This is a genomic window from Methylomonas montana (assembly GCF_030490285.1).
Taxonomy (GTDB): Bacteria; Pseudomonadota; Gammaproteobacteria; order Methylococcales; family Methylomonadaceae; genus Methylomonas; species Methylomonas montana.
The window spans coordinates 294,127-315,965 of sequence record NZ_CP129884.1; the positions used below are offsets into that span (position 1 = coordinate 294,127).

22 protein-coding genes are annotated in these 21,839 nt (G+C 54.1%); 2 read left to right on the forward strand and 20 right to left on the reverse strand.

What is annotated here, in order from left to right:
- Positions 1-27: 27 nt before the first annotated feature.
- The 20 genes from ftsZ to QZJ86_RS01525 form a co-directional block, all read right to left on the reverse strand.
- Positions 28-1,188, reverse strand: coding sequence for a cell division protein FtsZ (gene ftsZ / locus QZJ86_RS01430; RefSeq protein ID WP_301935900.1), 1,161 nt, complete (start codon positions 1,186-1,188; stop codon positions 28-30).
- Positions 1,189-1,211: 23 nt separating this feature from the next.
- Positions 1,212-2,438 (reverse strand): cell division protein FtsA, encoded by a 1,227-nt coding sequence (ftsA, locus tag QZJ86_RS01435; protein ID WP_301935901.1) that lies wholly within the window; start codon positions 2,436-2,438, stop codon positions 1,212-1,214.
- A gap of 20 nt (positions 2,439-2,458) precedes the next feature.
- Positions 2,459-3,202, reverse strand: a complete 744-nt coding sequence (locus QZJ86_RS01440) for a cell division protein FtsQ/DivIB (protein ID WP_301935902.1) — start codon at positions 3,200-3,202, stop codon at positions 2,459-2,461.
- Positions 3,189-4,139, reverse strand: a complete 951-nt coding sequence (locus tag QZJ86_RS01445) for a D-alanine--D-alanine ligase (protein ID WP_301935903.1) — start codon at positions 4,137-4,139, stop codon at positions 3,189-3,191. Before QZJ86_RS01445 ends, QZJ86_RS01440 begins: the two co-directional genes overlap by 14 nt.
- Positions 4,136-5,026, reverse strand: coding sequence for a UDP-N-acetylmuramate dehydrogenase (gene murB, locus QZJ86_RS01450; RefSeq protein ID WP_301935904.1), 891 nt, complete (start codon positions 5,024-5,026; stop codon positions 4,136-4,138). The genes QZJ86_RS01445 and murB overlap by 4 nt, the downstream gene beginning before the upstream one ends.
- The gene (gene murC / locus QZJ86_RS01455) at positions 5,023-6,468 is read right to left on the reverse strand and encodes a UDP-N-acetylmuramate--L-alanine ligase (protein ID WP_301935905.1); all 1,446 of its coding nucleotides are present in this window, start codon (positions 6,466-6,468) and stop codon (positions 5,023-5,025) included. The genes murB and murC overlap by 4 nt, the downstream gene beginning before the upstream one ends.
- Positions 6,465-7,529: an undecaprenyldiphospho-muramoylpentapeptide beta-N-acetylglucosaminyltransferase gene (gene murG, locus QZJ86_RS01460; protein WP_301935906.1), complete on the reverse strand. Its 1,065-nt coding sequence runs from the start codon at positions 7,527-7,529 to the stop codon at positions 6,465-6,467. The genes murC and murG overlap by 4 nt, the downstream gene beginning before the upstream one ends.
- Complete coding sequence (ftsW, locus tag QZJ86_RS01465) at positions 7,526-8,692, reverse strand: putative lipid II flippase FtsW (protein ID WP_301935907.1); 1,167 nt, start codon at positions 8,690-8,692, stop codon at positions 7,526-7,528. The genes murG and ftsW overlap by 4 nt, the downstream gene beginning before the upstream one ends.
- Positions 8,686-10,056: a UDP-N-acetylmuramoyl-L-alanine--D-glutamate ligase gene (murD, locus tag QZJ86_RS01470; protein WP_301935908.1), complete on the reverse strand. Its 1,371-nt coding sequence runs from the start codon at positions 10,054-10,056 to the stop codon at positions 8,686-8,688. Before murD ends, ftsW begins: the two co-directional genes overlap by 7 nt.
- Before the next feature lie 2 nt (positions 10,057-10,058).
- Positions 10,059-11,141, reverse strand: a complete 1,083-nt coding sequence (mraY, locus tag QZJ86_RS01475) for a phospho-N-acetylmuramoyl-pentapeptide-transferase (protein WP_301935909.1) — start codon at positions 11,139-11,141, stop codon at positions 10,059-10,061.
- Positions 11,141-12,505 carry a UDP-N-acetylmuramoyl-tripeptide--D-alanyl-D-alanine ligase gene (locus QZJ86_RS01480; protein WP_301935910.1) on the reverse strand — a complete coding sequence of 455 codons (1,365 nt, stop codon included), beginning with the start codon at positions 12,503-12,505 and terminating at the stop codon, positions 11,141-11,143. The genes mraY and QZJ86_RS01480 overlap by 1 nt, the downstream gene beginning before the upstream one ends.
- On the reverse strand, positions 12,502-13,962 hold the full coding sequence (locus QZJ86_RS01485; RefSeq protein WP_301935911.1) for a UDP-N-acetylmuramoyl-L-alanyl-D-glutamate--2,6-diaminopimelate ligase: 1,461 nt from the start codon (positions 13,960-13,962) through the stop codon (positions 12,502-12,504). The genes QZJ86_RS01480 and QZJ86_RS01485 overlap by 4 nt, the downstream gene beginning before the upstream one ends.
- The gene (locus QZJ86_RS01490) at positions 13,959-15,686 is read right to left on the reverse strand and encodes a peptidoglycan D,D-transpeptidase FtsI family protein (protein ID WP_301935912.1); all 1,728 of its coding nucleotides are present in this window, start codon (positions 15,684-15,686) and stop codon (positions 13,959-13,961) included. Before QZJ86_RS01490 ends, QZJ86_RS01485 begins: the two co-directional genes overlap by 4 nt.
- Positions 15,687-15,959, reverse strand: coding sequence for a cell division protein FtsL (gene ftsL, locus QZJ86_RS01495; protein WP_301935913.1), 273 nt, complete (start codon positions 15,957-15,959; stop codon positions 15,687-15,689).
- The gene (gene rsmH, locus QZJ86_RS01500) at positions 15,959-16,888 is read right to left on the reverse strand and encodes a 16S rRNA (cytosine(1402)-N(4))-methyltransferase RsmH (RefSeq protein WP_301935914.1); all 930 of its coding nucleotides are present in this window, start codon (positions 16,886-16,888) and stop codon (positions 15,959-15,961) included. Before rsmH ends, ftsL begins: the two co-directional genes overlap by 1 nt.
- A 5-nt stretch (positions 16,889-16,893) precedes the next feature.
- Positions 16,894-17,361, reverse strand: coding sequence for a division/cell wall cluster transcriptional repressor MraZ (mraZ, locus tag QZJ86_RS01505; protein ID WP_301935915.1), 468 nt, complete (start codon positions 17,359-17,361; stop codon positions 16,894-16,896).
- A 387-nt stretch (positions 17,362-17,748) separates the two neighbouring features.
- The gene (locus tag QZJ86_RS01510) at positions 17,749-18,750 is read right to left on the reverse strand and encodes an NAD(P)H-dependent glycerol-3-phosphate dehydrogenase (RefSeq protein ID WP_301935916.1); all 1,002 of its coding nucleotides are present in this window, start codon (positions 18,748-18,750) and stop codon (positions 17,749-17,751) included.
- A gap of 5 nt (positions 18,751-18,755) precedes the next feature.
- Positions 18,756-19,229: a protein-export chaperone SecB gene (gene secB, locus QZJ86_RS01515; protein ID WP_301935917.1), complete on the reverse strand. Its 474-nt coding sequence runs from the start codon at positions 19,227-19,229 to the stop codon at positions 18,756-18,758.
- A 24-nt stretch (positions 19,230-19,253) separates the two neighbouring features.
- Complete coding sequence (locus QZJ86_RS01520; RefSeq protein WP_301935918.1) at positions 19,254-19,694, reverse strand: rhodanese-like domain-containing protein; 441 nt, start codon at positions 19,692-19,694, stop codon at positions 19,254-19,256.
- 36 nt (positions 19,695-19,730) lie between these two features.
- Positions 19,731-20,042 carry an ArsR/SmtB family transcription factor gene (locus QZJ86_RS01525; RefSeq protein WP_301935919.1) on the reverse strand — a complete coding sequence of 104 codons (312 nt, stop codon included), beginning with the start codon at positions 20,040-20,042 and terminating at the stop codon, positions 19,731-19,733.
- Between the two features lie 293 nt (positions 20,043-20,335).
- Between QZJ86_RS01525 and QZJ86_RS01530 the strand changes: the two genes are divergently transcribed.
- Positions 20,336-20,581 (forward strand): hypothetical protein, encoded by a 246-nt coding sequence (locus QZJ86_RS01530; RefSeq protein ID WP_301935920.1) that lies wholly within the window; start codon positions 20,336-20,338, stop codon positions 20,579-20,581.
- Between the two features lie 54 nt (positions 20,582-20,635).
- A complete protein-coding gene (locus QZJ86_RS01535) occupies positions 20,636-21,829 on the forward strand; it encodes a murein hydrolase activator EnvC family protein (protein WP_301935921.1) in 1,194 nt (397 codons plus the stop codon).
- Positions 21,830-21,839: the final 10 nt, after the last annotated feature.

The following is a 21,839-nucleotide window of genomic DNA, read 5'->3' on the forward strand; positions in this document are numbered from 1 at the left end:
GCCTCATGGAAGCGCCGCAATCGGCCCTTAGTCCGCTTGGCGTCTCAAGAAAGCCGGTACGTCCAGGTAATCCAGGTCCACGTCGTTTCTGGGTTGCGCGCCGAAGCGAGATTCCCGTGTCGATTCCTGTTTTTGCTGACGCACGATGGTCGGTTTGTCCAATTGATCGTAATTGATCTCGCCGGCCGCCACTTTTTTCACCAAACTGATTGGCGTAGCGGCTTGTTTGGCTTTCTCCCCCATGCCGGTAGCCACAACGGTGACCTTGATTTCGGTGCCCATCGCCGGATTGACCGCCATACCGATTTTCATGTCGGCATCGTCGGAAGCGAAAGCATGCATGATGCTGCCGATTTCGTCGAACTCGTTCAAACCCAAGTCGCCGTTGGAAGTGACGTTAACCAAGATGCCGCGCGCGCCTTGCAGATTGTTATCGTCCAGCAACGGGCAGGCAATGGCTTTTTCCGCCGCCAAACGTGCACGGTTTTCGCCGCTGGCCACGCCGGTACCCATGATCGCGCTGCCCATATTGGACATCACGGTTTTGACGTCGGCAAAGTCGACGTTCATCAGGCCAGGGTGAGTAATCAGCTCGGTAATGCCTTGTACCGCATCGCGCAATACATCGTTGGCCGCACGGAACGCTTCGACCAAGGATTTATTGTTGCCCAGAGTCGGTAACAATTTTTGGTTAGGAATAATGATCAATGAATCGACCAGTTTTTCCAGTTCGCGCAAACCGGCATCGGCCACGCCTTTTTTCTTGGAACCTTCAAAATCGAAAGGTTTGGATACGACGGCTACGGTCAAAACACCCAACTCTTTAGCCACTTCGGCAAACACCGCGATCGCGCCGGTACCGGTACCGCCGCCCATGCCGGCAGTCAGGAACACCATGTCGGCGCCGGAGATGACTTCGCGGATGCGGTCGCGATTTTCTTCGGCCGCCGCTCTGCCTACTTCGGGACGGGTGCCGGCACCCAGACCCTTGGTCAATTCCACGCCCAATTGCACGATGGATTCCACGCTCATTTCCCGCAGGGCTTGGGCGTCGGTGTTGGCGCAAATAAATTGCACACCGTCGATACCGTCCTCCACCATGTGGTTGACCGCGTTGCCGCCACCGCCGCCTACGCCGATGACTTTAATAACCGCGGTGCCGCTACTATCCAATAGTTCATATTTCATTTTCACACCCTCCAGACAAATAATTAAAAATTTCCTTGAAACCAGCTTTTGATTTTTGATAACAGATCCGCGCCATCATCGTTCATGCCTAACGCCCGGCCGTGATGATCTTTGCCATACAGCAACAAACCCACCGCGGTCGAATAAATCGGGTTTTCTGCCACATCGGTCAATCCCGATACGTGCAGAGGAACCCCCATGCGAACCGGCATATGGAAGATTTCCTCCGCCAGTTCCACCAATCCCCTCACTTGCGAACTGCCGCCGGTAATCACCATGCCGGCGGCAATCAAATCTTCATATCCACTACGTCTTAACTCGGCCTGTACCAGCAGCATCAATTCCTCGTAACGCGGCTCGACGATCTCGGCCAGATTTTGCGCGGAAATTTTGCGCGGCTCGCGGTCGCCGATACTCGGTACCGCGATGGTTTGCTGCGGATCGGCCAACTGGGTCAGCGCACAGGCATGTTGGCGTTTGATTTCCTCCGCGTTTTTGGTCGGCGTCCGCAGCGCTACGGCGATGTCGTTGGTGACCTGATCGCCGGCGATCGGAATCACCGCGGTATGCTTGATTGCACCTTCGGAGAAAATCGCAATATCGGTGGTGCCGCCGCCGATGTCGATCAGGCAGACGCCCAAATCCTTCTCGTCGTCGGTCAGTACCGCCGCGCAAGATGCCAATTGTTCGAGTACGATGTCGTCCACATCCAGCCCGCATTTGCGGATGCATTTGACGATGTTCTGCTCGGCGCTGACGCTACTGGTGACCATATGCACCTTGGCTTCCAGACGAATGCCGGACATGCCGATAGGCTCCTTGATGCCTTCCTGTTGGTCGATCACAAATTCCTGCGGCAGGATGTGCAGGATTTTCTGATCGGCCGGAATCGCTACCGCCCGCGCCGAATCGATCACCCGGTCGATATCGTGTTGGGTGACTTCCTTTTCCTTGATCGCCACTATGCCGTGCGAATTCAGGCTTTTGATATGGCTGCCGGCGATACCTGCAAATACCGATTTGATCTGGCAGCCCGCCATCAATTCGGCTTCTTCTATCGCCCGTTGAATGGAATGCACGGTCGATTCCAGATTGACGACGATGCCTTTTTTCAAGCCTTTGGAGGGCGCGGTGCCGATACCGATCACTTCGATTTCGTCACCGCCCCGGTATTCGCCGACGATGGCCGCGACTTTCGACGTGCCTATATCCAGCCCCACTAATAAATTTCGATCTGTCTTTTTGGCCATTGTTTATGCTCGATAAGCGTTTAAATCAGGTTTTTGTTTTTTTCTACGATTGCTTTCCAATCGATATTGGTGACTTCCGGTTTCCAGGTCACCGCAAAGCCGTTTGGGTAACGGGTATCCACGCTCGCTATCATGGCTAGCTGTTCCTCACCCAATAAATCCATGGTTCTTAAAAAACGCTGCATATTCTCCAGCGGCGCCTTTCTGCCCAATTGCATTTCTAATCCGCTGGCCAATTTCAGCCGCCACGCCCGCCGTTCATTGACGTGGAACTCGGCCAGTTGCATCGATTTATCCTTCAAGACGATATAGACGCCTTTCATAATCTCCAGCAGTTTCTTTTCCTGGCCATCCGGGCCGGTGATCAACGGCAAATTTCTAAATTCGTCGATATTGTCCGGTACCAATACGTCGCCTTGTTTGTTCAACAAGGCGTTCTTGCCCCAGCGCACGATCGGTTTTTGTTCGACGATCTTGATGTACACCGCGTCCGGCCACACCCGTTTCACATCGACCTTGTCCACCAATGGCAGCGCTTTAATGGCTTGATGGATCGCGTTCATATCGGCATGGTAATAACCCTGCTTCATCTGCGGTGCCAATACTTGTTTCAGCCTGTCCTTGCTGGTGTATTGAAACGCGCCTTCGATCTTTACATAGCGGATCGGCTTGCTGTTCAGCGCGTTGGCGCCGAAATGCTGCCAGGTCCACCAGCCGCCGCCGATCAACAGCGCGGCCATCAGGATGACTCTAAACCGGCTCACCTTGACCCGCCATGCTGGTTTCCAGAATCCGCCAGACCAATTCCTCGAAACTAATCCCCACCGCCTTGGCCGCCATCGGCACCAAGCTGTGGTCGGTCATGCCTGGCACGGTATTCACTTCGATCAGTTGCGACTGACCGTTAGCGTCGATAAACACATCCACCCGTGCCCAACCTTTCACGTCCAGCGCTTGGCAAGCTTGTACGGACAGCGCCTGCAATTGCTGTTCGCGTTCCGCGCTCAAGCCGCATGGACAGTGGTATTGGGTGGTGTTGGCCCGATACTTGGCATCGAAATCGTAAAAGGTATTCGGCGTTTCCAATCTGATCGCCGGCAGCGCTTCGCCGTCCAACACGCCAACGGTGTATTCCTGGCCCTGCACCCACTGTTCGGCGTAAACGTCGCATTGGTATTGCTTGGCCAATTGCAGAGAGGCGAGCAGTTCGTCGCGGTTAGTGGCTTTGCTCATGCCGATGCTGGAACCTTCCTGCGCCGGCTTGACGATCACCGGAAAACCCAGTTTGGCGATGCAGCTATCGATATCGTCCGCGCTTTTCAGCACGAACCAAAGCGGCGTGCTCAAGCCCAAACCTTGCCAGCACAGCTTGGTGCGTAATTTATCCATACTCAGTGCCGAGGCCATCACGCCGGAACCGGTATAGGGCAAGCCCAAAACTTGCAACACCGCTTGCAGCACGCCGTCTTCGCCGCCGCGGCCATGAATGATGTTGAAGACTCTATCGACTGTCACTCCGGCCAACGCGTCTATCGGGCTAGCGGTCACGTCGATCGCTACCGCATCGACACCTTGTGCTTTCAAGGCTTGATAGACCGCGTTGCCGCTGTTCAAGGATATTTCTCGCTCGGCAGCCGATCCGCCTAGCAGGACCGCGACTTTGCCGAACTCGGCAGGGTTTTTGATGCGTAATGGTTTCATGCTTTATCACCTACCCGGCAGACTTCGGTCTGCAAGCTGATGCCGAATTGCGTTTGAACGGCGGTTTGGATATGTTCGATCAACGCTTCGATGTCTTCCGAACTGGCATCGCCGCGATTTTCGATAAAATTGGCGTGTTTTTCCGATACCACCGCGCCACCGATCGCAAAGCCCTTCAGGCCGCAGGCTTCGATCAGGCGCGCCGCGTAATCGCCGGGCGGATTCTTGAAGACCGAGCCGCAAGTAGGCTTGTTGGTTGGCTGCGAGGCGTTACGTTTTTCCAGCAAAGCTTTGATATGTTGCTGGCTGGCCTCGCTATTGCCCTTGTGTAATTTCAGTTGCGCCGATAAAAACCATTCGTTATCCAGACCTTTTACCGAACGGTAGGCCACTTCAAATTCGTGATGATCGCGCTCGATGACTGCGCCGCGTGGGTTGATCATTTCCACCTTCTCGACGATGCTCCAGGTTTCGCCGCCAAAGGCGCCGGCATTCATTTTCAAGGCGCCGCCCATGGTGCCGGGTACGCCAGCCAGAAATTCGGCGCCGGTCAAGCCCAAATCGCTGCAAAATCTGGCGACGTGCGCGCAAGGCACGCCGGCTTCCACGTAAACCCGTTCGGAATCGGCTAAATACATTTCTTTCAGACGGCCGCGGGTGTTGATCACCGTGCCGCGAATGCCGCCGTCACGCACCAGCAAATTGCTGCCCAGGCCTAGCCAATATAAGGGTTCGCCTTCCGGCAAACTGGCGATAAATTCGATCAGATCGGCCTTGTTTTCCGGCATATACATGCGTTGTGCCGGGCCGCCCACCCGCCAGCTGGTGTATTTCGCCAGCGGCTCGTTGCTTAATAAAGTGCCTCTCGGCGTGGTGCTTGCCATCATCGCAATACCCTCTGGGGCACAAGAGCCTCCGCCAGTTGTTGCGGCAATTCGGCGGCGATTTGGCCGACGTTGCCGGCGCCCATCGTCAATATCACGTCGTCTTTTTCGACGATGCCGGCCAGGATGGTCGCCAGATCTTCGCGGTTTTGCACGAATACCGGGTCGACCTGGCCGCGTACCCGAATCGAGCGGCTCAGCGCTTTGCCGTCGGCGCCGTTAATCGGCGCTTCGCCGGCCGAATACACGTCCAGCAAAATCAGTACATCGACGCTGGACAAGACTTCGACGAAATCCTCGAACAAGTCGCGGGTGCGGGTATAGCGATGCGGTTGAAACACAACGACCTTGCGGCGGTTAGGCCAGGCTTGGCGCAAGGCTTCCAAGGTAGCCGCCAGTTCGCGCGGGTGGTGACCGTAATCGTCAACCAGGGTTAGTTTGCCGCCGTTGAAATCCACGTCGCCGTTGATTTGAAAACGTCTACCCACACCTTTGAATTCGGCCAAGCTTTTGATTATGGCTGCATCGTCTACCCCCAACGCGGTAGCGATGGTGGTGGCGGCCAAGGCATTCAGCATGTTATGCCAGCCGGGCAGATTCAAGGTGACTTGCAGCGGCGGCAATCCACCCCAGCGCAGCACGGTGAAATGGGTGCGCAAACCATCCTGTTTGATGTCGATGGCGCGCACGTCGGCATCTTCGTTGACGCCGTATGTTTTCACCGGCTTGGAAATGTTCGGCAAAATCTCGCAAACGCCAGAATCGTCGCTGCACAATACAGCCAGTCCGTAGAATGGCAGTTGGTGCAGGAACTTGATGAAGGTGTCCTTCAAGCGGCTGTAGCTGCCGCCATAGGTTTCCATGTGGTCCTGGTCGATGTTGGTGACGATGGCCATCATCGGTTGCAGGTATAAAAACGAAGCATCGCTTTCGTCGGCCTCGGCAACCAGATATTTACCCAAACCCAGCTTGGCGTTGGCGCCGGCGCTGTTTAAACGGCCGCCGATCACAAAGGTCGGATCCAGGCCGCCTTCGGCCAGCATCATCGTGGTCAAGCTGGTGGTGGTCGTTTTGCCGTGGGTGCCGGCCACCGCGATGCCGAATCGAAACCGCATCAGCTCGGCCAGCATTTCCGCGCGCGGAATCACCGGGATACGGTTCTCGTAGGCGGTGACAATCTCCGGGTTGCTTCTGTCGACGGCGGTGGAGGTTACCACTACGTCGACATCGGCGACGTTCTCGGCTTTATGGCCGAAATAGACTTTGACGCCCAGGCTTTCCAAGCGGTCGGTGACTGCCGAGCCTTTAATATCGGAACCGGATACCGTGTAGCCCAGGTTAGACAGCACTTCGGCAATACCGCTCATGCCGGTGCCGCCTATGCCGACGAAATGGATTTTGTCGATGTCGCCTAAGGCCTGATTATCAATATTAGGTCGGTTCATACGGCAGCCTCCGCTACGCAAATATCGGCAACGGTTTGGGTTGCGGCGAGTCTGGCCTTGGCTCTGGCGGCCCGGCTCATGGATGTTAAGGATGTCATCGCTTGTTCTATGGCTTTACGCAAATTTTCAGCGTTCAATTGGGGTTGTGGCAGCAAAAGCGCTGCGCCGGCTTCGCTTAAATATTTGGCGTTGGCGGTCTGGTGATCGTCTATCGCGTGTAGCAAGGGCACGAAAATCGCCGGTAACCCGCTGGCCGCTACTTCGCTGACCGTCATCGCCCCGGCTCGGCAAATAATCAGATCGGCCCATTGATAGGCGCCAGCCATGTCGTCGATGAAGGCCAATGCTTCGGCGCTCAGGTTTAAGGCGCGGTATTTCTCGGCGACTTCGGCCAGCATCGCACTACCGGTTTGATGTTTGATGTCTAGCTTATTGAACGCCGCCAAAGTCTCGGGTACGGTGTCATTTAGGACTTTGGCGCCCAGGCTGCCGCCCAGCACCAGAATTCGCAAATTGCGGCCGACTTGCGGATGCCATTCCGATTTTTCCGGCAGGCCGATAAAGGCCGTGCGTAATGGGTTGCCGGTGCAGATGGCCCGTACCGATTTTGCGAAACTGTCCGGAAAGGCTTCGAGGACCTTGCGTGCGGCCAGCTTGACCAGCAAGCGGTTGGTGGTGCCCGGCACCCGGTTCTGTTCGTGTATCACCAGCGGAATGCCTAGCCATTTGGCCATCAAGCCGCCCGGGCCGGCGACGAAGCCGCCCATGCCCAATACCACATCAGGCTTGCGCTGCTTGAGTATCCGCCGCGCCTGCAGGCAGGCTTGGATCAATTTGAAGCCGGCGGCGAATTTGGAGAGCAAGCCCTTGCCGCGCATGCCGGCCACCGCCAGCCAGTCGATGTCTATGTTATTGGCCGGCACTACCCGGCTTTCCAAGCCTTTCTCGGTGCCCAGCCAACTGACTTGCCAACCGCGCGCGCGCATTTCCTCGGCCACCGCCAACGCTGGAAACACATGTCCGCCGGTGCCGCCCGCCATGATCACGATGCGCCGGTTCATGGGTGTTTCCCCTTGACGTTGCTTTTGTTATGTTCGGTCACTTCGTAATGAATCCGGAACAACACCGCCACCGCGCCGCACATCACGATCATGCTGCCGCCGCCGTAGCTCATCAGCGGCAAGGTCAAGCCCTTGGTGGGCAGCATGCCCATATTGACGCCCATATTGACGAAGGATTGGAAACCGAACCAGATCGCCAGGCCATATGCCGCCAGCGCGGAAAATTTCAGACCGGCTTGTTCGGCTTGTTCGCCGATAGCAAAAGCGCGGACCACTAAAGCGGTGAATAGGCCGATGATCACCAATACGCCGAGCAGGCCCAATTCTTCGCCTAGCACCGAGAATAAAAAGTCGGTGTGCGCTTCCGGCAGATAAAACAGTTTTTGCAGGCCGTTGCCCAAACCAACGCCGAAAAATTCGCCGCGGCCGAAGGAAATCAAGGCTTGCGTCAATTGAAAGCCGGTGTCTTTGGCATCGGCCCAAGGGTCCATGAAGCTGGTGACCCGCGCCAAACGGTAGGGCGAGACGATGACCAGCATCACCGCCAGGCCGGCGACCAGAGCCAATAAAATGATGAATTGGGAGATGCGGGCACCGCCCAGAAACATCATGCCCATCGCAATGATCAGAATCACCACTGCCGAACCGAAGTCGGGCTCCAGCAACAGCAGCACGCAAGCGACCGAAAACAACATCAAGGGTTTGACCAAACCGAAGGCCGAACGGCGCACGTGTTCGGAATGGCGGGTGACGTAGCCGGCCATGTAAATCACCGAAATAAACTTCACCACTTCCGAAACCTGAATCCGCAAGCCCAGTATCGACAGCCAGCGGATACTGCCATTGACCTTGACGCCGACGCCGGGGATCAACACCACCAGCAACAAGGCCAGGCCGGCGATGAACAGGGTTTGGCCCATTTTTTCCCAGCTTTTCATCGGCACGTTCAAAATGATCGCGGCAAAAGCCAGGCCGAAGGCGATATGCACTAATTGCTTGAAGGGATAATGCGAAATATCGTCGGCCATCTTCACGCCCAGATGCAGTGAAGAAGAGGTCACCATCATGAAACCGATGCCCAGCAAGCTGAAGCAAGCCAGCATCAGCGCCGGATCGACATGCAAGCGGTTTTGAACGCGGGTTTTCGGGCTGACCTTCAACATGACGGCAACTCCATCACCGCTTCGGCGAATTTATTGCCGCGATCGACGTAGCTGCGATATTGGTCCAGGCTGGCGCAAGCCGGCGACAACAGTACGCTGTCACCAGTGCTGGCCAGGCCGGCGGCCACTTTCACCGCTTCCTTCATGTTGGCGGTTAAATGAACTGGGACACAGTTATTCAATGCGTCTGCGATCAATTGTGCGTCTTTGCCCATTAATACCACGGCCTTGGTTTTTGCCTTTACGGCCGGGACCAGTTCCGTCATATCGGCGCCCTTAGCGTCACCGCCGGCAATCAGAATCACCTTGCGCTCGTAGCCTTGCAGCGCGGCGATACAGGCGCCGATATTGGTGGCCTTGGAATCGTTGACCCAGTTGACGCCGGCTTTCTCGGCGACTTTTTGCATGCGGTGCGGCAAACCTTTAAATCTTCTCAGCGCGTCGCACATGGCCGTGATGCTCAGCCCCACGGCCGTGCCCAGGGCCAGAGCCGCTAGTGCATTGGCGATGTTATGGGTGCCTTCCAGACGCAGTTTGCTGGCGGCCATTAAGGCTTGTTCGCCGTGCATCAAGGTGTCGGTTTCGCTACGGCGCAAATAAAAGTCGGCTGGGCCTTGGGTGGAAAATGTCAGCGATTGCCGGCCGTCGGATTGCATCGCCATGACCATCGCGTCGTCGGCGTTTAACACCATCACGCCGTTGCCACGGAAGATACGTTGTTTTTCGGCCGCATAGCCATCCATGCCGTCGTGGCGATCCAGATGGTCCGGACTGATGTTCAGGACTGTTGCGGCCCTGGCGTTTAAGGCCGTGGTGCGCTCCAGTTGAAAACTGGACAATTCCAATACATACAGCTCGGCGTTCTGTTGTAGCAGATCGAGTGCCGGGGTGCCGAGATTGCCGCCGATCGCGGTTTTCACGCCGGCCGCGTTACCCATCTCGCCGAGCATGGTCGTGACGGTGCTTTTACCGTTGGAACCGGTGATGGCAACGATTGGCTTAGAGGTGGCACAAGCGAACAAATCGATGTCGCTGATCACCGTGACGCCAGCCTGCATGGCTTTATGGATGGCCGTTTCGTTTAGCGACACGCCTGGACTGACCAATAAATGGGTGGCGACATCAAAGGCCGGTTGGTCGAAACCGCCGGAAAACACCGGCACATCCGGCATTTGTTCGCGTAAATTGTCGATCAGCGGCGGGGATTTACGGCTATCGATCACCGCGAATTTAATCGGGGTTTTTTGTAAAAATTGCGCGGCAGAATAACCGGTAGCGCCCAGGCCGACGATTAACAGCCGGGCGCTAGCCGGATTCAGTTTGAAAAGGGTTTCCAGATTGCCGAGTAAATCTGCGGTGTCCATGGCTATCTCAGTTTCAATGTGGCCAGACCGATCAATACCAGGATGACCGAGATGATCCAAAAACGCACAATGATGCGCGGCTCCGGCCAGCCTTTTAGTTCGTAATGATGGTGGATGGGCGCCATCAGAAACACCCGCTTTTTGCGGGTTTTGTAAGAGGCGACCTGGATAATGACCGAGATGGTTTCCATCACAAAAATGCCGCCCATGATCACCAGGACGACTTCTTGTCTGACTAGTACCGCGACGATACCCAACGCGGCGCCCAGCGCCAACGCGCCGACATCGCCCATGAATACCATGGCCGGATAGGCGTTAAACCACAAAAAGCCCAGGCCGGAACCGACCAGGGCCGCGCAAAACACCACCAGTTCGCCAGCCTTGGGAATATGCGGGATGGCTAGGTATTGTGAGAAATTAACGTGGCCGGACAAATAGGCAAAAATCGCCAGCGCGGCGGCGATCATCACGGTCGGCATGATGGCCAGACCATCCAGGCCGTCGGTCAGGTTGACCGCGTTGCTGGAGCCGACGATGACGAAATAGGTCAGCACGACATAGCCCCAACCAAGGTCCAGCGTGACGTTTTTGAAGAAAGGGATGATGAATTGGGTTTCTGCGGCGACCTGAGCCGTGCTATAGAGGTAAAGAGCCGCGCCTAACGCCACGACCGATTGCCAGAAATATTTGGCTTTGGCCGACAGGCCATCGCTATTGCCGAGCAGCACTTTTTTATAGTCGTCGATAAAGCCGATCACGCCGTGCGCCAGCGTGACCAGTAACACCACCCAGATGTAGCGATTATTCAAGTCGGCGCACAGCAGGGTGCTGATCGCCACCGCAAATAAAATCATCGCTCCGCCCATGGTCGGGGTGCCGGATTTGGAAAAATGGCTTTGCGGACCGTCGTCGCGAACGCTTTGGCCGATTTTTTTGCGCGTCAGTTTTTCGATCATGGCCGGACCGATCATCAAGGAAATGACCAGCGCGGTCAGCACGCCCAGAATGGCGCGGAAGGTCAGGTAATGCAGTACCCTGAAGCCGCTATCGATATTGGTTAAAAAGTCTGCGAGTAAAAGTAACATTATGCTGCTCTGAAATTGTTAACCATCGCCGCCACTACGTTTTCCATTTTCTGGGCGCGTGAGCCTTTGACTAATATGGTTTCCTTGCCGGTGACGGCCGCCGTCAAGGCATCGATTAATTGTTGCTGATTGTCGAAGAACTGGCCGCCTGCGCCGAAGCTCTCGACGGCATGTTTGGCAAGGGCGCCGGTGGCGAACAGGCGCTTGACCGGTTTGGCCTTGATCAATTCGCCCATTTCCCGATGTATGGCCGGACTGTCCGGACCGAGTTCGCCGAAAGCGCCCAAAGCCAGCCAAGCTTCGCCGCTGCAACCATCCAGTGCGTCTAGCGCGGCTTTCAATGAGGCCGGGTTGGCGTTGTAGGTGTCGTCGATGACGATATTGCCTTTCTGGCCCAATAAGGGCTGCATTCGGCCAGTGACCGGCTTGAGCTGTTCCAGGGCGTGCCTGATGTCTTGTAGGCTGATGCCGAATTGCAGTGCAACCGTGGCGGCCGCCAAGGCGTTTTTGACATTGTGGGCGCCGGCCAGGTGTAGTTGTATCGGTAAGGTGTCGGTGGCTGTCTTCAAGTCGAATCGCGTTGAAAACCCTTCGCTGGCCAAGCTGGTCGCTATGTTTTCCGCGCGGACGTCGGCGGCATTACTAAAACCGAAACTGATGGTTTGGCGCTTGCCGGCCAGTTTTTGCCAGAAATCGTAAAAAGCGTCGTCGCGGTTCAATACCGCGATGCCGTTTTCGCCCAAACTTTCGATGATTTCACCCTTGGTTTTGGCGACACCGTCGATGTTGCCGAAACCCTCGATATGCGCGGCGCCGACATTGGTGATGACGCTGACATCGGCCTGGGCATATCGGCTGGTATAGGCGATTTCGCCGGGATGATTGGCGCCCATTTCGATCACCGCGTAACGATGACTGGCGTCCAGTTTCATCAGTGTCAATGGCACGCCGATGTCGTTATTCAGATTGCCTTGGGTCGATAAGGTCGGGCCTTGGCTGGCGAAAATCGCCGCAATCATTTCCTTGACGGTGGTTTTGCCGTTGCTACCGGTGACGCCGGCTATCTTGACAGGCAATTGTCTGCGCCAGTATCCGGCCAGTTCCGCCAATGCCAGATGCGTGTCCGCAACAATAATCTGTGGCAGCGTGGATGAGTTGGCGCGTTCAAGCAGCAGCGCCGCGGCGCCGGCTTGTTCGGCTTTATCGCTAAAGTCGTGGCCGTCGAAATTCTTACCTTTAATCGCGATATACAAATCGCCAGGCTGCAAGGTGCGGGTGTCTATACCGGTCGCGCGGATTTCCCGGTCGTTACCGATCAATTTGCCGTTGATGGCCTGGGCGATCTCGCTGAGTTGCAGTTTCATGGTTTGCTCCACTCCGCCAGCGCTTGCCTGACGACAGCGCTATCGCTGAACGGCTGCTTCACGCCGCCGATTTCTTGATAGTCCTCGTGGCCCTTGCCGGCTATCACTACGCAATCGTCTGGGTTTGCTTGTCGTATCACTGTGTTTATGGCCGTGGCTCTGTCGTTAATTACCGTTATTTTTTGGCTTTGGCAGCCGCTCAAGATGTCATCAATAATTGCCGCCGACGCTTCGCTACGCGGATTGTCATCGGTGACGATGACCTGATCCGCCCAGGTCTCGGCAATCCGGCCCATTTCCGGACGTTTGCCTTTGTCGCGGTCGCCACCGCAACCGAACACGACTCTCAACTGGCTAGCACCTTTGACGGCTTTCAGCACTTTCTCCAGTGCGTCCGGGCTATGGGCATAATCCACGAATATCGTGGGTTTACCGCTGCCGCCGAATTTTTCCATACGCCCGGCGATAGCGCTCAAATTAGCCAGTTGTACGACGGCGGCTTCAAACTCGCTGCCGGTCGCCAGCAAGACGCAAAGCACCGCCAGTACGTTGTCCAGATTAAAGCCGCCGACCAGTGGCGTCGTGGCTCGGCATCTTTGCTCTCGCCAAACGGCGTCGAATTCGATGCCGGCGGCGCTGTGTTTTACCTGTTCGGCACTTACCGCTTCCTTAACATTCCCGCGTCTGCCGGTTGCGCTGTAAGTCCAGCATTGCACGTTGGCGAGCAGGGTTTTCAATACCTCCGCACTACTGGGATCGTCCAGATTGACCACGGCAAATTGCAAGCCCGGCGTTCTGAACAACGCCAATTTAGCTTGCAGATATTCGGCCATGCTGCCGTGATAGTCCAAATGGTCGCGGCTCAAATTGGTGAATACCGCGCCCTTGAACGCCACGGCGTTGACGCGGCCTTGTTGCAAACCGTGCGAGGATACTTCCATCGCTACTGTGCGTTTACCTTGCTTTACAAATTCATACAGCATTTGCTGGACTGCCAACGCGTCCGGCGTGGTATTGGCGGTGGCTTGCAAATTGCCGACATCGCCCCAGCCCAAGGTGCCGATTACGCCGCAAGCCGGCAAGGCCTGTGCGATTAGCTGGCTGCAGGTGGTCTTGCCGTTGGTGCCGGTCACGCCGATCACGTCCAGTATTTGCGACGGATTGCCGTAAAATTTTGCGGCAATTTCGCCGAGCTTTTGTGCTAAATCGGCTATCGCAAAATTTGCCACGCTCAATGCCTTAACGGTCTGAGCATCGACGCCGATCGGGTCGTAAATCACCGCTACCGCACCCTTGTCAATAGCTTGCTGCGCATGGTGGATGCCGTGCTGTATCGCGCCGTTCAAGGCAATAAATGCATCGCCGGCTTGAACCTGGCGGCTATCCAAACACAGGCCGCTGATATCCAGAACCGCCGGCATTTCTGTCTGCCCATTTAGTAATTCGGCGAGCTTCATTTCTTGCTCAACAATAAATGCATGTTGTCCATGCCATCCGGCTCAACACCGTAAACTCTTAATGCGCCCGCCATCACTCGGGAGAAGGCCGGTGCCGCTACCAGGCCGCCGTAATACTGGCCGGTGGTGGGCTCGTCGACCACTATCGCGATGATGAAACGCGGATTACTGGCCGGCGCCATGCCGACGAATACCGATAAATATTTGTCCTCGCTATAACCGCCAGCCCCGGCTTTTTTTACGGTGCCGGTCTTGCCGGCTACCCGATAACCCTCGACTCTGGCCTGATAGGCGGTGCCTTCCTTGGTGATCACATGTTCCAGCATTTCCCGGACCTTTCTAGCGGTCTCGGGTTTGAAAATCCGTTGGGCGTCGGGGTCTTCATCTCGCTTTAGTAAAGCCACGGAATGAATGATGCCGTCGTCTGCTAAGGCGGTATAAGCCCTGGCTAATTGTAAAATCGAGGTGGAAACCCCGTAGCCGAACGATAAAATCGCTTGGTCGAACTCGTGCCAGCCTTGGTAATCCAGCAGCGAGCCGCTGGCTTCGCCGGGAAAGCCGACGCCGGCGGAAGTGCCGAACCCCAGTTTGCTGTATATGCCCCAAAAATATTCCGGCGGCATGGTCATCGCAATTTGCGTGACCGCGATATTGCTGGACTTTTGCAACACATGGGTCAAGTCCATGGTGCCGTAGTTATGCACGTCCTTCACCACGTTACGGCCCAGGTGATAGACGCCATGGGTTTCTATCGTCACGTTAGGCGAGATATAACCGCCATCCAATGCCGCAGCCACCACAAACGGTTTGACTGTCGAACCCGGCTCGAAGCTGTCGACCATGGCCCGGTTGCGGTAACGATTGCTGCTTAACTCTTTCCGGTTATTGGGGTTAAACGCCGGTTGGCTGACCGTTGCCAATACATCGCCGTTTTTTGCGTCCAATACCACCAACGATGCCGAATGCGCTTTGTATTGCATCACGGCATTCTGTAATTCCCGGTAAGCCAAATATTGCAGACGCTCATCGATGGTTAACACCAGGTCGCGGCCGGGGATGGCTTCTTCAATATTTTCCACGTCCTTAATGATCTGGCCCCTGCCGTCCTTGATTACCCGTTTTTTGCCGGGCTGGCCTCTCAGAATGTGTTCATAGCCGTGTTCGATGCCTTCCTGGCCGACATCGTCGATATTGGTAAAACCCAGCAAATGACCGGACACCGCGCCGGCCGGGTAATAGCGTTTGAATTCCCGTTCGAAATACACGCCGGTAATTTCCAGAGCTTTGACCTTTTCGGCTATATCCGGGTTGATCTGTCTGCGCAAATACACGAAACGCTTGTTGGCGTCTTTTTCCTTTTTCAATAGCGAACGCAGTTCCTTTTCCGGAAAGCCGAGGATTTTCGCCATCGGCGTCAGCTTGTCCTGTTCGCTATCTTTCAGTTGGCGCGGGTTGACCCAAATCGATTGTACCGGGGTGCTGATTGCCAGCGGTTCGCCGTTTCGGTCCTGGATCTGGCCGCGGTAAGCCGATACCGAAACCACGCCCACATGCTGCATGTCGCCTTTATCCTGCAAGAATTCCTTGTTGAGAATTTGCAAATAGGTCGCCCGGCCAACCAGGGCCAGCATGGCCAGCAGCATCACCGAAAGCAGTAGCTTACGCCGGATCACAAAATCTGTACTGGGGCGCGGCGCATGGGCCGTTCCGATGGAAATTCGCATTTACGGCTTGATGTAGATGATTTTGTCTTGTGCCGGCAAGGTCAGCATCAAGCGTGTTCTCGCCTCGATTTCAACCCGGTTTTCTTCGGTTAGCGTGGTTAATTCCAGTTGCAACCGACCCCATTCCACTTCGTAATCGTCGAGTTCTTTTTCTTTTTTCTGAATTTCGATAAACAGCAGGCGCGATTGGTATTTGCTGTAAATGACGGCTATTCCCGAAATCATCAGCATTGCGACTAGCAGTGTCAGCAGGATGTTTCTTGCAATCGCCATTAACGTTTCTCCGCGACTCGCATTACCGCGCTACGTGCACGAGGATTTTGTTGCAGCTCCCGTGCCTGTGCGCGTATCGATTTACCTATTTTCCTTAGCTGGCCTTGTTCTATGTCCTGTTCTTTAATCGGCAATTTGCCGGGATTGGTTTTCGGGCCGGCTTGGTCTCTGATAAAACGTTTGACGATGCGGTCTTCCAGAGAATGGAAGGCGATTACGACTAAACGTCCGCCCGGTGCCAATACGTCGGCTGCTTGTTTCAATCCGGTTTTTATTTGTTCAAGTTCCTGGTTGATCTCTATCCTGATCGCCTGAAAGCTGCGGGTGGCAGGATGTTTGTGCTTGTCGCGAAACGGCACGCTGTTTTCTATCAATTTGGCTAACTGTAAGGTTGTTTGCAGTGGTTGTTGCTGACGCTGATTGACCACGGCCTTGGCAATTCGTCTGGCAAAGCGTTCTTCGCCGTATTCAAACAGCACGCGAACCAATTCCTGTTCGTCGACGCGCGCCAGATATTCGGCTGCCGACAGGCCGTTTTCGCTGTCCATGCGCATGTCCAGCGGGCCGTCGCGCAAAAAACTGAAACCACGTTCTGCCGTGTCCAGCTGCGGCGAAGATACGCCCAAGTCCATCAGGATGCCGTCGACCTTGCTAAGGTAACCGTGCTGTTCGATCACGGCGGTCAGTTCAGCGAAGCTGGCGTGATGCAAGCTAAATCGGCTATCTTCAAGCATCTGCTTGGCTTGGCAACTATTGATGGCATCAATGTCTCTGTCGAGTGCCAGTAGCCTGCCGGAGTCGTTCAGTAAGTTCAGGATGCCGCTGCTATGTCCGCCGCGCCCGAAGGTGCAGTCCAGATAAATGCCGTCTGGTTTTATGTTGAGTTGCTGTAAAGCCTCGTCATACAAAACCGTTTGATGGGCGGTCATCTCCGTTAAAACGACAGCGAGCCAAGTTCTTCAAGGCCCTCTGTATCGTTACCGTCCATCCATTCCCGTTCTTTGGCCTTCCAGGCGGCTTCGTTCCATATTTCAAATTTATTCAGTTGTCCCACCAGCATGATGTGCTTCTCCATGCCGGCAAACTCCCGTAAGGTTTCCGGCAGTAATAGGCGGCCTTGGCTGTCCATTTCGCATTCGGAGGCGTTGCCGATCACAAAACGCCGCAGCTTGCCGGCCATCTTGTTTAATGTCGGTAATTTGCTGATGGTCTGTTCGAGTTTTTCCCATTCCGGCAAAGGGTATAGCCACAGACAACCCGGCTCGCCAATGCATTTGTCGTCAACGGCAACAGTCACAATCATTTGGCGGTCGCAGCACTCCTGTAACTCCTCCCGATAGCGGGTAGGAATCGCAACGCGCCCTTTCGCATCCAAACTGATTGAACTTATGCCTCGAAACAAGATGAACCTCAAAAATTCCAAAAAAATCCATTTCTAACCACTTTATACCACTTTGGCACCACTATAGTTTTCAAAAGGTGCTTAGTCAAGAGGCATTTAAATTAAATTCTTTCTTTTTCTACAAGGACTTACGCTGGGTTTGAGGTTGGTAGGGGGAGGGGGTGGGGGTTTTGAGTAAAAGTGATTTTTATCAAAAAGTTAATGATCATTTTTGATGTGAATTGCGATTACTTGAGTCTAATGCTTATTTATTGCAGGTAATTTTCTGCAAAAAGGCTTGGGAGCTTGGTGGGATTGCTGAGTGAAATCGGCAAAAAATCAAAATTAGGGGAAGACGACTGGGGAGATGGATTTGCTTAGGCTAATGCCGGAGAGCTTAAGTTGAATTTAGTTATGCTCCGATTTTTGGTCGCGCGCTAATAAATTTTGGACGGCTTGTTTGGGCGGGAGATTGTTGAATAAGACGTTGTAGACCTGTTCTGTAATCGGCATTTCGACGCCGTGCTTTTGCGAAAGTCGGTAAGTCTCCCTGGCTGCCGATATGCCTTCGACCTCCTGATCGATTTCTCTCAAGGCTTGCTGCTGGTTTTTGCCTTGTCCCAGCGCCAAGCCGAACCGGCGGTTTCTGGATTGATTGTCCGTGCAGGTCAAAATAAGGTCGCCGAGTCCGGCTAAGCCCATAAAGGTATCGGGTTGGCCGCCCAGTTTAATGCCTAGTCGCATGACTTCGGTTAGGCCGCGAGTGATCAGTGCGGCTCGGGTATTGGCGCCAAAACCGAGGCCGTCGGCAATACCCGCGGCTATGGCGAGCACGTTTTTGCTGGCGCCGCCTATTTGTACGCCAATCATGTCGCTGCTGGTGTAGATTCTGAAGCGCTGGTTATGGAGTCTTTCGCTGAGTTGCGCGGCGAAGCTATCGGAAGCGGAGGCAATGGTCAGTGCGGTAGGCAGGTCGGCGGCAACTTCTTGCGCAAAAGTCGGCCCCGACAGTACGGCGCATTCTATGTCCGCGCCTAGTATTTGCGTGGCTACGTCGCTTAACAAAGCGCCGTCTTGGCAGTCGAAGCCTTTTGTGGCCCAAGCGATTTTCGGTTTGCCGTTAAGCAAGGGTTTGATTTGCGACAGCGTATCTCTAAAGGCGTGGCTGGGGACGGATATTAGCAATACCGAACTGAAAGCCACGGCTTCCTGGAGGTTGTCGGTCAATTGCAGATTGCTAGGAAAGCGGATCCCCGGCAAATAGCGGCTGTTTTCGCCTGTTTGCTTTAATATGGACAGATGCTTGGGGTTATAGCTCCACAATAGCGTGTCGCAGCCATTTCTGGCTGCTTGAATCGCTAGGGCGGTTCCCCATGAGCCGGCGCCGAGGATGCTGATTGATAGCGGCATCCAGCTTAGTTTAAGGTCTTTGCTTCAGGCTCTTGTTGAGCTTGTGCCTGTTGTAAGTGTTGCATGTACAGGGCGTCGAAATTGACGGGGGCCAAAATCAATTGTGGAAAGCCGCCTTTGTTGACCAAGTCAGAAATCACTTCTCTAGCGTATGGAAATAGGATGTTGGGGCAAAAGCTGCCGAGCATCGGTCCCATTTCTTGTTCGGTGAAGCCTGCAATCAAAAAAATGCCGGATTGGTTAACTTCGACCAGGTAAGCGGTGCTGTCGCCGACTTTGACGGTGACAGTCAATGTCAACGAAACTTCATACATCGAATTTTCGATGGGTTCGACATGGGTGCCGAGGTTGAGGTCCAACGCAGGTTCCCATTTTTGGGTGAATATCTTTGGAGCATTGGGGGTTTCAAAAGAAATGTCTTTGGTGTAAATCTTTTGAATCGCGAATTGCTTTTCGCTAGATGCGTTGATTTCGGCCATGATGATGTGTTGTGGTTGGGTTGATTAATCTTTGTTTTTGCTACTGATCTTTATCGGGAGTTTGTTATCTTCCCAGGATTGCATGCCGCCCGTCATATTGAAGACATGCTCAAAACCGGCTTTAGTAAGGGTTTTGCATGCCGCGACCGAGCGGGCACCGGTTTGGCAGGTGACGATCACCGGGTGGGTTTTATGTTTTTCCAGTGAGCCTAATTGTTCTTCTACTTTGCTTAAAGGGACGTTGATGGCGTTTTCGATATGGCTCTTGATAAATTCGTTTGATTCTCTGACATCGATTACAACGACGTCGTCGCTGTTCATTTTAGTAACGGCAATTAGCGGAGAAATACTTTCATATTTATTAAATGAATTGGCGAATAAATCCTGGATCAGCAGGAAAATGACGCATACCAGCGAAAATGCCAGTAAATAATGGTTGGTAACAAATTCGATATATTGATCCATCGCTGAGATTTATTTGGGTGGTTTTGGAAAAACGGTTTAAGTGCCGCAGAAAACGCTGCGCATCATTTGAATCAGGTGTATCACGCGTTCGTCGTCGATATAGTAATAAACCCGGTTGGCTTCTTTTTTGTAGTCCAGGATGCCTTTGTCTCGCAATATTGCTAAGTGTTGGGAGATATTGCTTTGGCTGGTGCCCACCTGCTCGACGATATCCTGTACGCTGATCGAGTTATTGCCGAGCACGCAAAGAATTTTCAGCCGCAAGGGATGCGACATCGCTTTCAAACAGCGCGCGGCACGATTAATATCGGTGTCGTCATAGAGGATGTTATCGTTTTGGTCTTCCATTTAATAACGATGATCTGGGCAAAAGTTAAGAACCGCGAGCGAACAATGGCACTTTTCGAACTATGACGACATGCCTGTGCTGGTATAATGCCGCTATGGTGTAAGTGGGCTAAATTGCTTGCACTGACGCAATAAAAGGTGAGCAAATCTAACAGAGTGGGCATTATTGTTCAATACCCCCGGTTTAGCGGCTTGGAAAAAATAGCTGGGCGGTAGCTGGAATGCCTCGACGACGGCGCTTGGCGTTTACCGAATTACCGACCTACAAAACTAATGTTTGGAGTTTATAACTGATGGCCAACCGAGCTAAGTCGTTGCTGTACAGTGACAGTTTCGCTCGAAATTCGCTCGCGGATGCTTATCGGTGCAACGAAGCCGGCCAAACACGTGCCATTAATCCGGTTTCACTGGTTTATATCAGGGATAACAAAAAGCTAGTCGACGCTGGCAGCCTGTCCAGTGTGGCGCTGACCAGGCTGGATATTTTAGGAGGGCCGCAACCGACGGAAATGACAGGGCCATCCCTGCTGGGCGTCTGACCGATGCGCGTTGCCCGTTACTTATTGTTGGTTTGTATTGGGGGTGGCTGGCTTTTGCCCACATTAGCCGACCCCGGAAAGACCCGCAGCTTGGCCGATGTGCAATCGCAAATTCAGCAAGTCGGTGGCGACGTTAAAAGCCTGGAGGCGGAAAAGTCCAGGTTGCTCGAACAGTTGCAAAAGCTGGAACGGCAATATGGCGAATTAGCCAACAGCTTGCGCGCAATCAAATCGGAAATCAAACAGCAAGAATTGGCGTTGCAGGAGCTGCGTAACAAAAGTGCGGCCACTCAAAAGGATATGCGCGGACAGGAGAAAGAGCTTGAAGGCTTGATTAAATCGGCATATGCGATGGGTGGCGACAAGGAGGGGTTGAAAGTCATCCTGAATCAGCGTAATCCGGCGGTCTCCAGTCGGATGCTGGTTTATTACGATTATATCAGTAAGGCTAGATTGCAAAAGTTACAGGCCATGGCCGACGATTTTAAAATTTTGCGGCAGCTCGAGGCGCAAAAAGATACCGAAACTCAGCTGTTGCAGGTGTCGCTTGCTAAGAAGCAACAGGAAACCGATGCGATGCAGGCGCTGAAAAGTCAGCGAGAAATGCTGTTGGCTCGCATCGAGCAAGACTATTCATCGAAAAGCGATCAATTGGCTGGCTTGATCAACGACGAGAAAAAATTGCAGGCCTTGGTAGCATCATTACAGAAAACTGATGATAATGGAGGCCACGAACCTGTCGCCGAGCCGGAGCAAGTGCTTGAAAAGCACGAGAAGCGAGCGCTGCAGTCCGAATCATCCAAGAAAAAGTCCGAAGTCAATCTGGTTCGCGAGCCGGTAGGCCTCTCTTTTGCCGAGTTGCAGGGCCAGCTGCCTTGGCCGGTGCAAGGTGCTGTTACCGAGCGTTTTGGCAGTCGCCGTTACGAAACGACCTGGGACGGCGTGGTGATCAGCGCCCGTGAAGGTGCCGATATTCATGCCGTTACTGCCGGAAGGGTCGTTTACGCCGATTGGCTGCGCGGTTACGGCTTGATGATTATTGTTGATCACGGTAAAGGTTATATGAGTTTGTATGCATTCAATCAAAGTTTGCATAAAAGCGTGGGAGAGCATGTTAGGGCTGGCGAGACCTTGGCTTCGGTAGGTCGTAGTGGTGGTCGTGCGGATGCTGCATTGTATTTCGGCATTAGGAAAAAAGGTCGGCCCGTTGATCCCGCGCAATGGTGTCGCAAACCGGCTAAGGGTTAATCATTTACAG

What these genes read in the sequence shown, in the direction of transcription:
- ftsZ (WP_301935900.1), bottom strand. Translation starts at nt 1,188, where the DNA reads ATGAAATATGAACTATTGGATAGTAGCGGCACCGCGGTTATTAAAGTC.
- ftsA (WP_301935901.1), bottom strand. Translation starts at nt 2,438, where the DNA reads ATGGCCAAAAAGACAGATCGAAATTTATTAGTGGGGCTGGATATAGGC.
- QZJ86_RS01445 (WP_301935903.1), bottom strand. Translation starts at nt 4,139, where the DNA reads ATGAAACCATTACGCATCAAAAACCCTGCCGAGTTCGGCAAAGTCGCG.
- murB (WP_301935904.1), bottom strand. Translation starts at nt 5,026, where the DNA reads ATGATGGCAAGCACCACGCCGAGAGGCACTTTATTAAGCAACGAGCCG.
- murC (WP_301935905.1), bottom strand. Translation starts at nt 6,468, where the DNA reads ATGAACCGACCTAATATTGATAATCAGGCCTTAGGCGACATCGACAAA.
- murG (WP_301935906.1), bottom strand. Translation starts at nt 7,529, where the DNA reads ATGAACCGGCGCATCGTGATCATGGCGGGCGGCACCGGCGGACATGTG.
- ftsW (WP_301935907.1), bottom strand. Translation starts at nt 8,692, where the DNA reads ATGTTGAAGGTCAGCCCGAAAACCCGCGTTCAAAACCGCTTGCATGTC.
- murD (WP_301935908.1), bottom strand. Translation starts at nt 10,056, where the DNA reads ATGGACACCGCAGATTTACTCGGCAATCTGGAAACCCTTTTCAAACTG.
- mraY (WP_301935909.1), bottom strand. Translation starts at nt 11,141, where the DNA reads ATGTTACTTTTACTCGCAGACTTTTTAACCAATATCGATAGCGGCTTC.
- QZJ86_RS01480 (WP_301935910.1), bottom strand. Translation starts at nt 12,505, where the DNA reads ATGAAACTGCAACTCAGCGAGATCGCCCAGGCCATCAACGGCAAATTG.
- QZJ86_RS01485 (WP_301935911.1), bottom strand. Translation starts at nt 13,962, where the DNA reads ATGAAGCTCGCCGAATTACTAAATGGGCAGACAGAAATGCCGGCGGTT.
- QZJ86_RS01490 (WP_301935912.1), bottom strand. Translation starts at nt 15,686, where the DNA reads ATGCGAATTTCCATCGGAACGGCCCATGCGCCGCGCCCCAGTACAGAT.
- ftsL (WP_301935913.1), bottom strand. Translation starts at nt 15,959, where the DNA reads ATGGCGATTGCAAGAAACATCCTGCTGACACTGCTAGTCGCAATGCTG.
- rsmH (WP_301935914.1), bottom strand. Translation starts at nt 16,888, where the DNA reads ATGACCGCCCATCAAACGGTTTTGTATGACGAGGCTTTACAGCAACTC.
- QZJ86_RS01510 (WP_301935916.1), bottom strand. Translation starts at nt 18,750, where the DNA reads ATGCCGCTATCAATCAGCATCCTCGGCGCCGGCTCATGGGGAACCGCC.
- secB (WP_301935917.1), bottom strand. Translation starts at nt 19,229, where the DNA reads ATGGCCGAAATCAACGCATCTAGCGAAAAGCAATTCGCGATTCAAAAG.
- QZJ86_RS01520 (WP_301935918.1), bottom strand. Translation starts at nt 19,694, where the DNA reads ATGGATCAATATATCGAATTTGTTACCAACCATTATTTACTGGCATTT.
- QZJ86_RS01525 (WP_301935919.1), bottom strand. Translation starts at nt 20,042, where the DNA reads ATGGAAGACCAAAACGATAACATCCTCTATGACGACACCGATATTAAT.
- QZJ86_RS01530 (WP_301935920.1), top strand. Translation starts at nt 20,336, where the DNA reads ATGGCCAACCGAGCTAAGTCGTTGCTGTACAGTGACAGTTTCGCTCGA.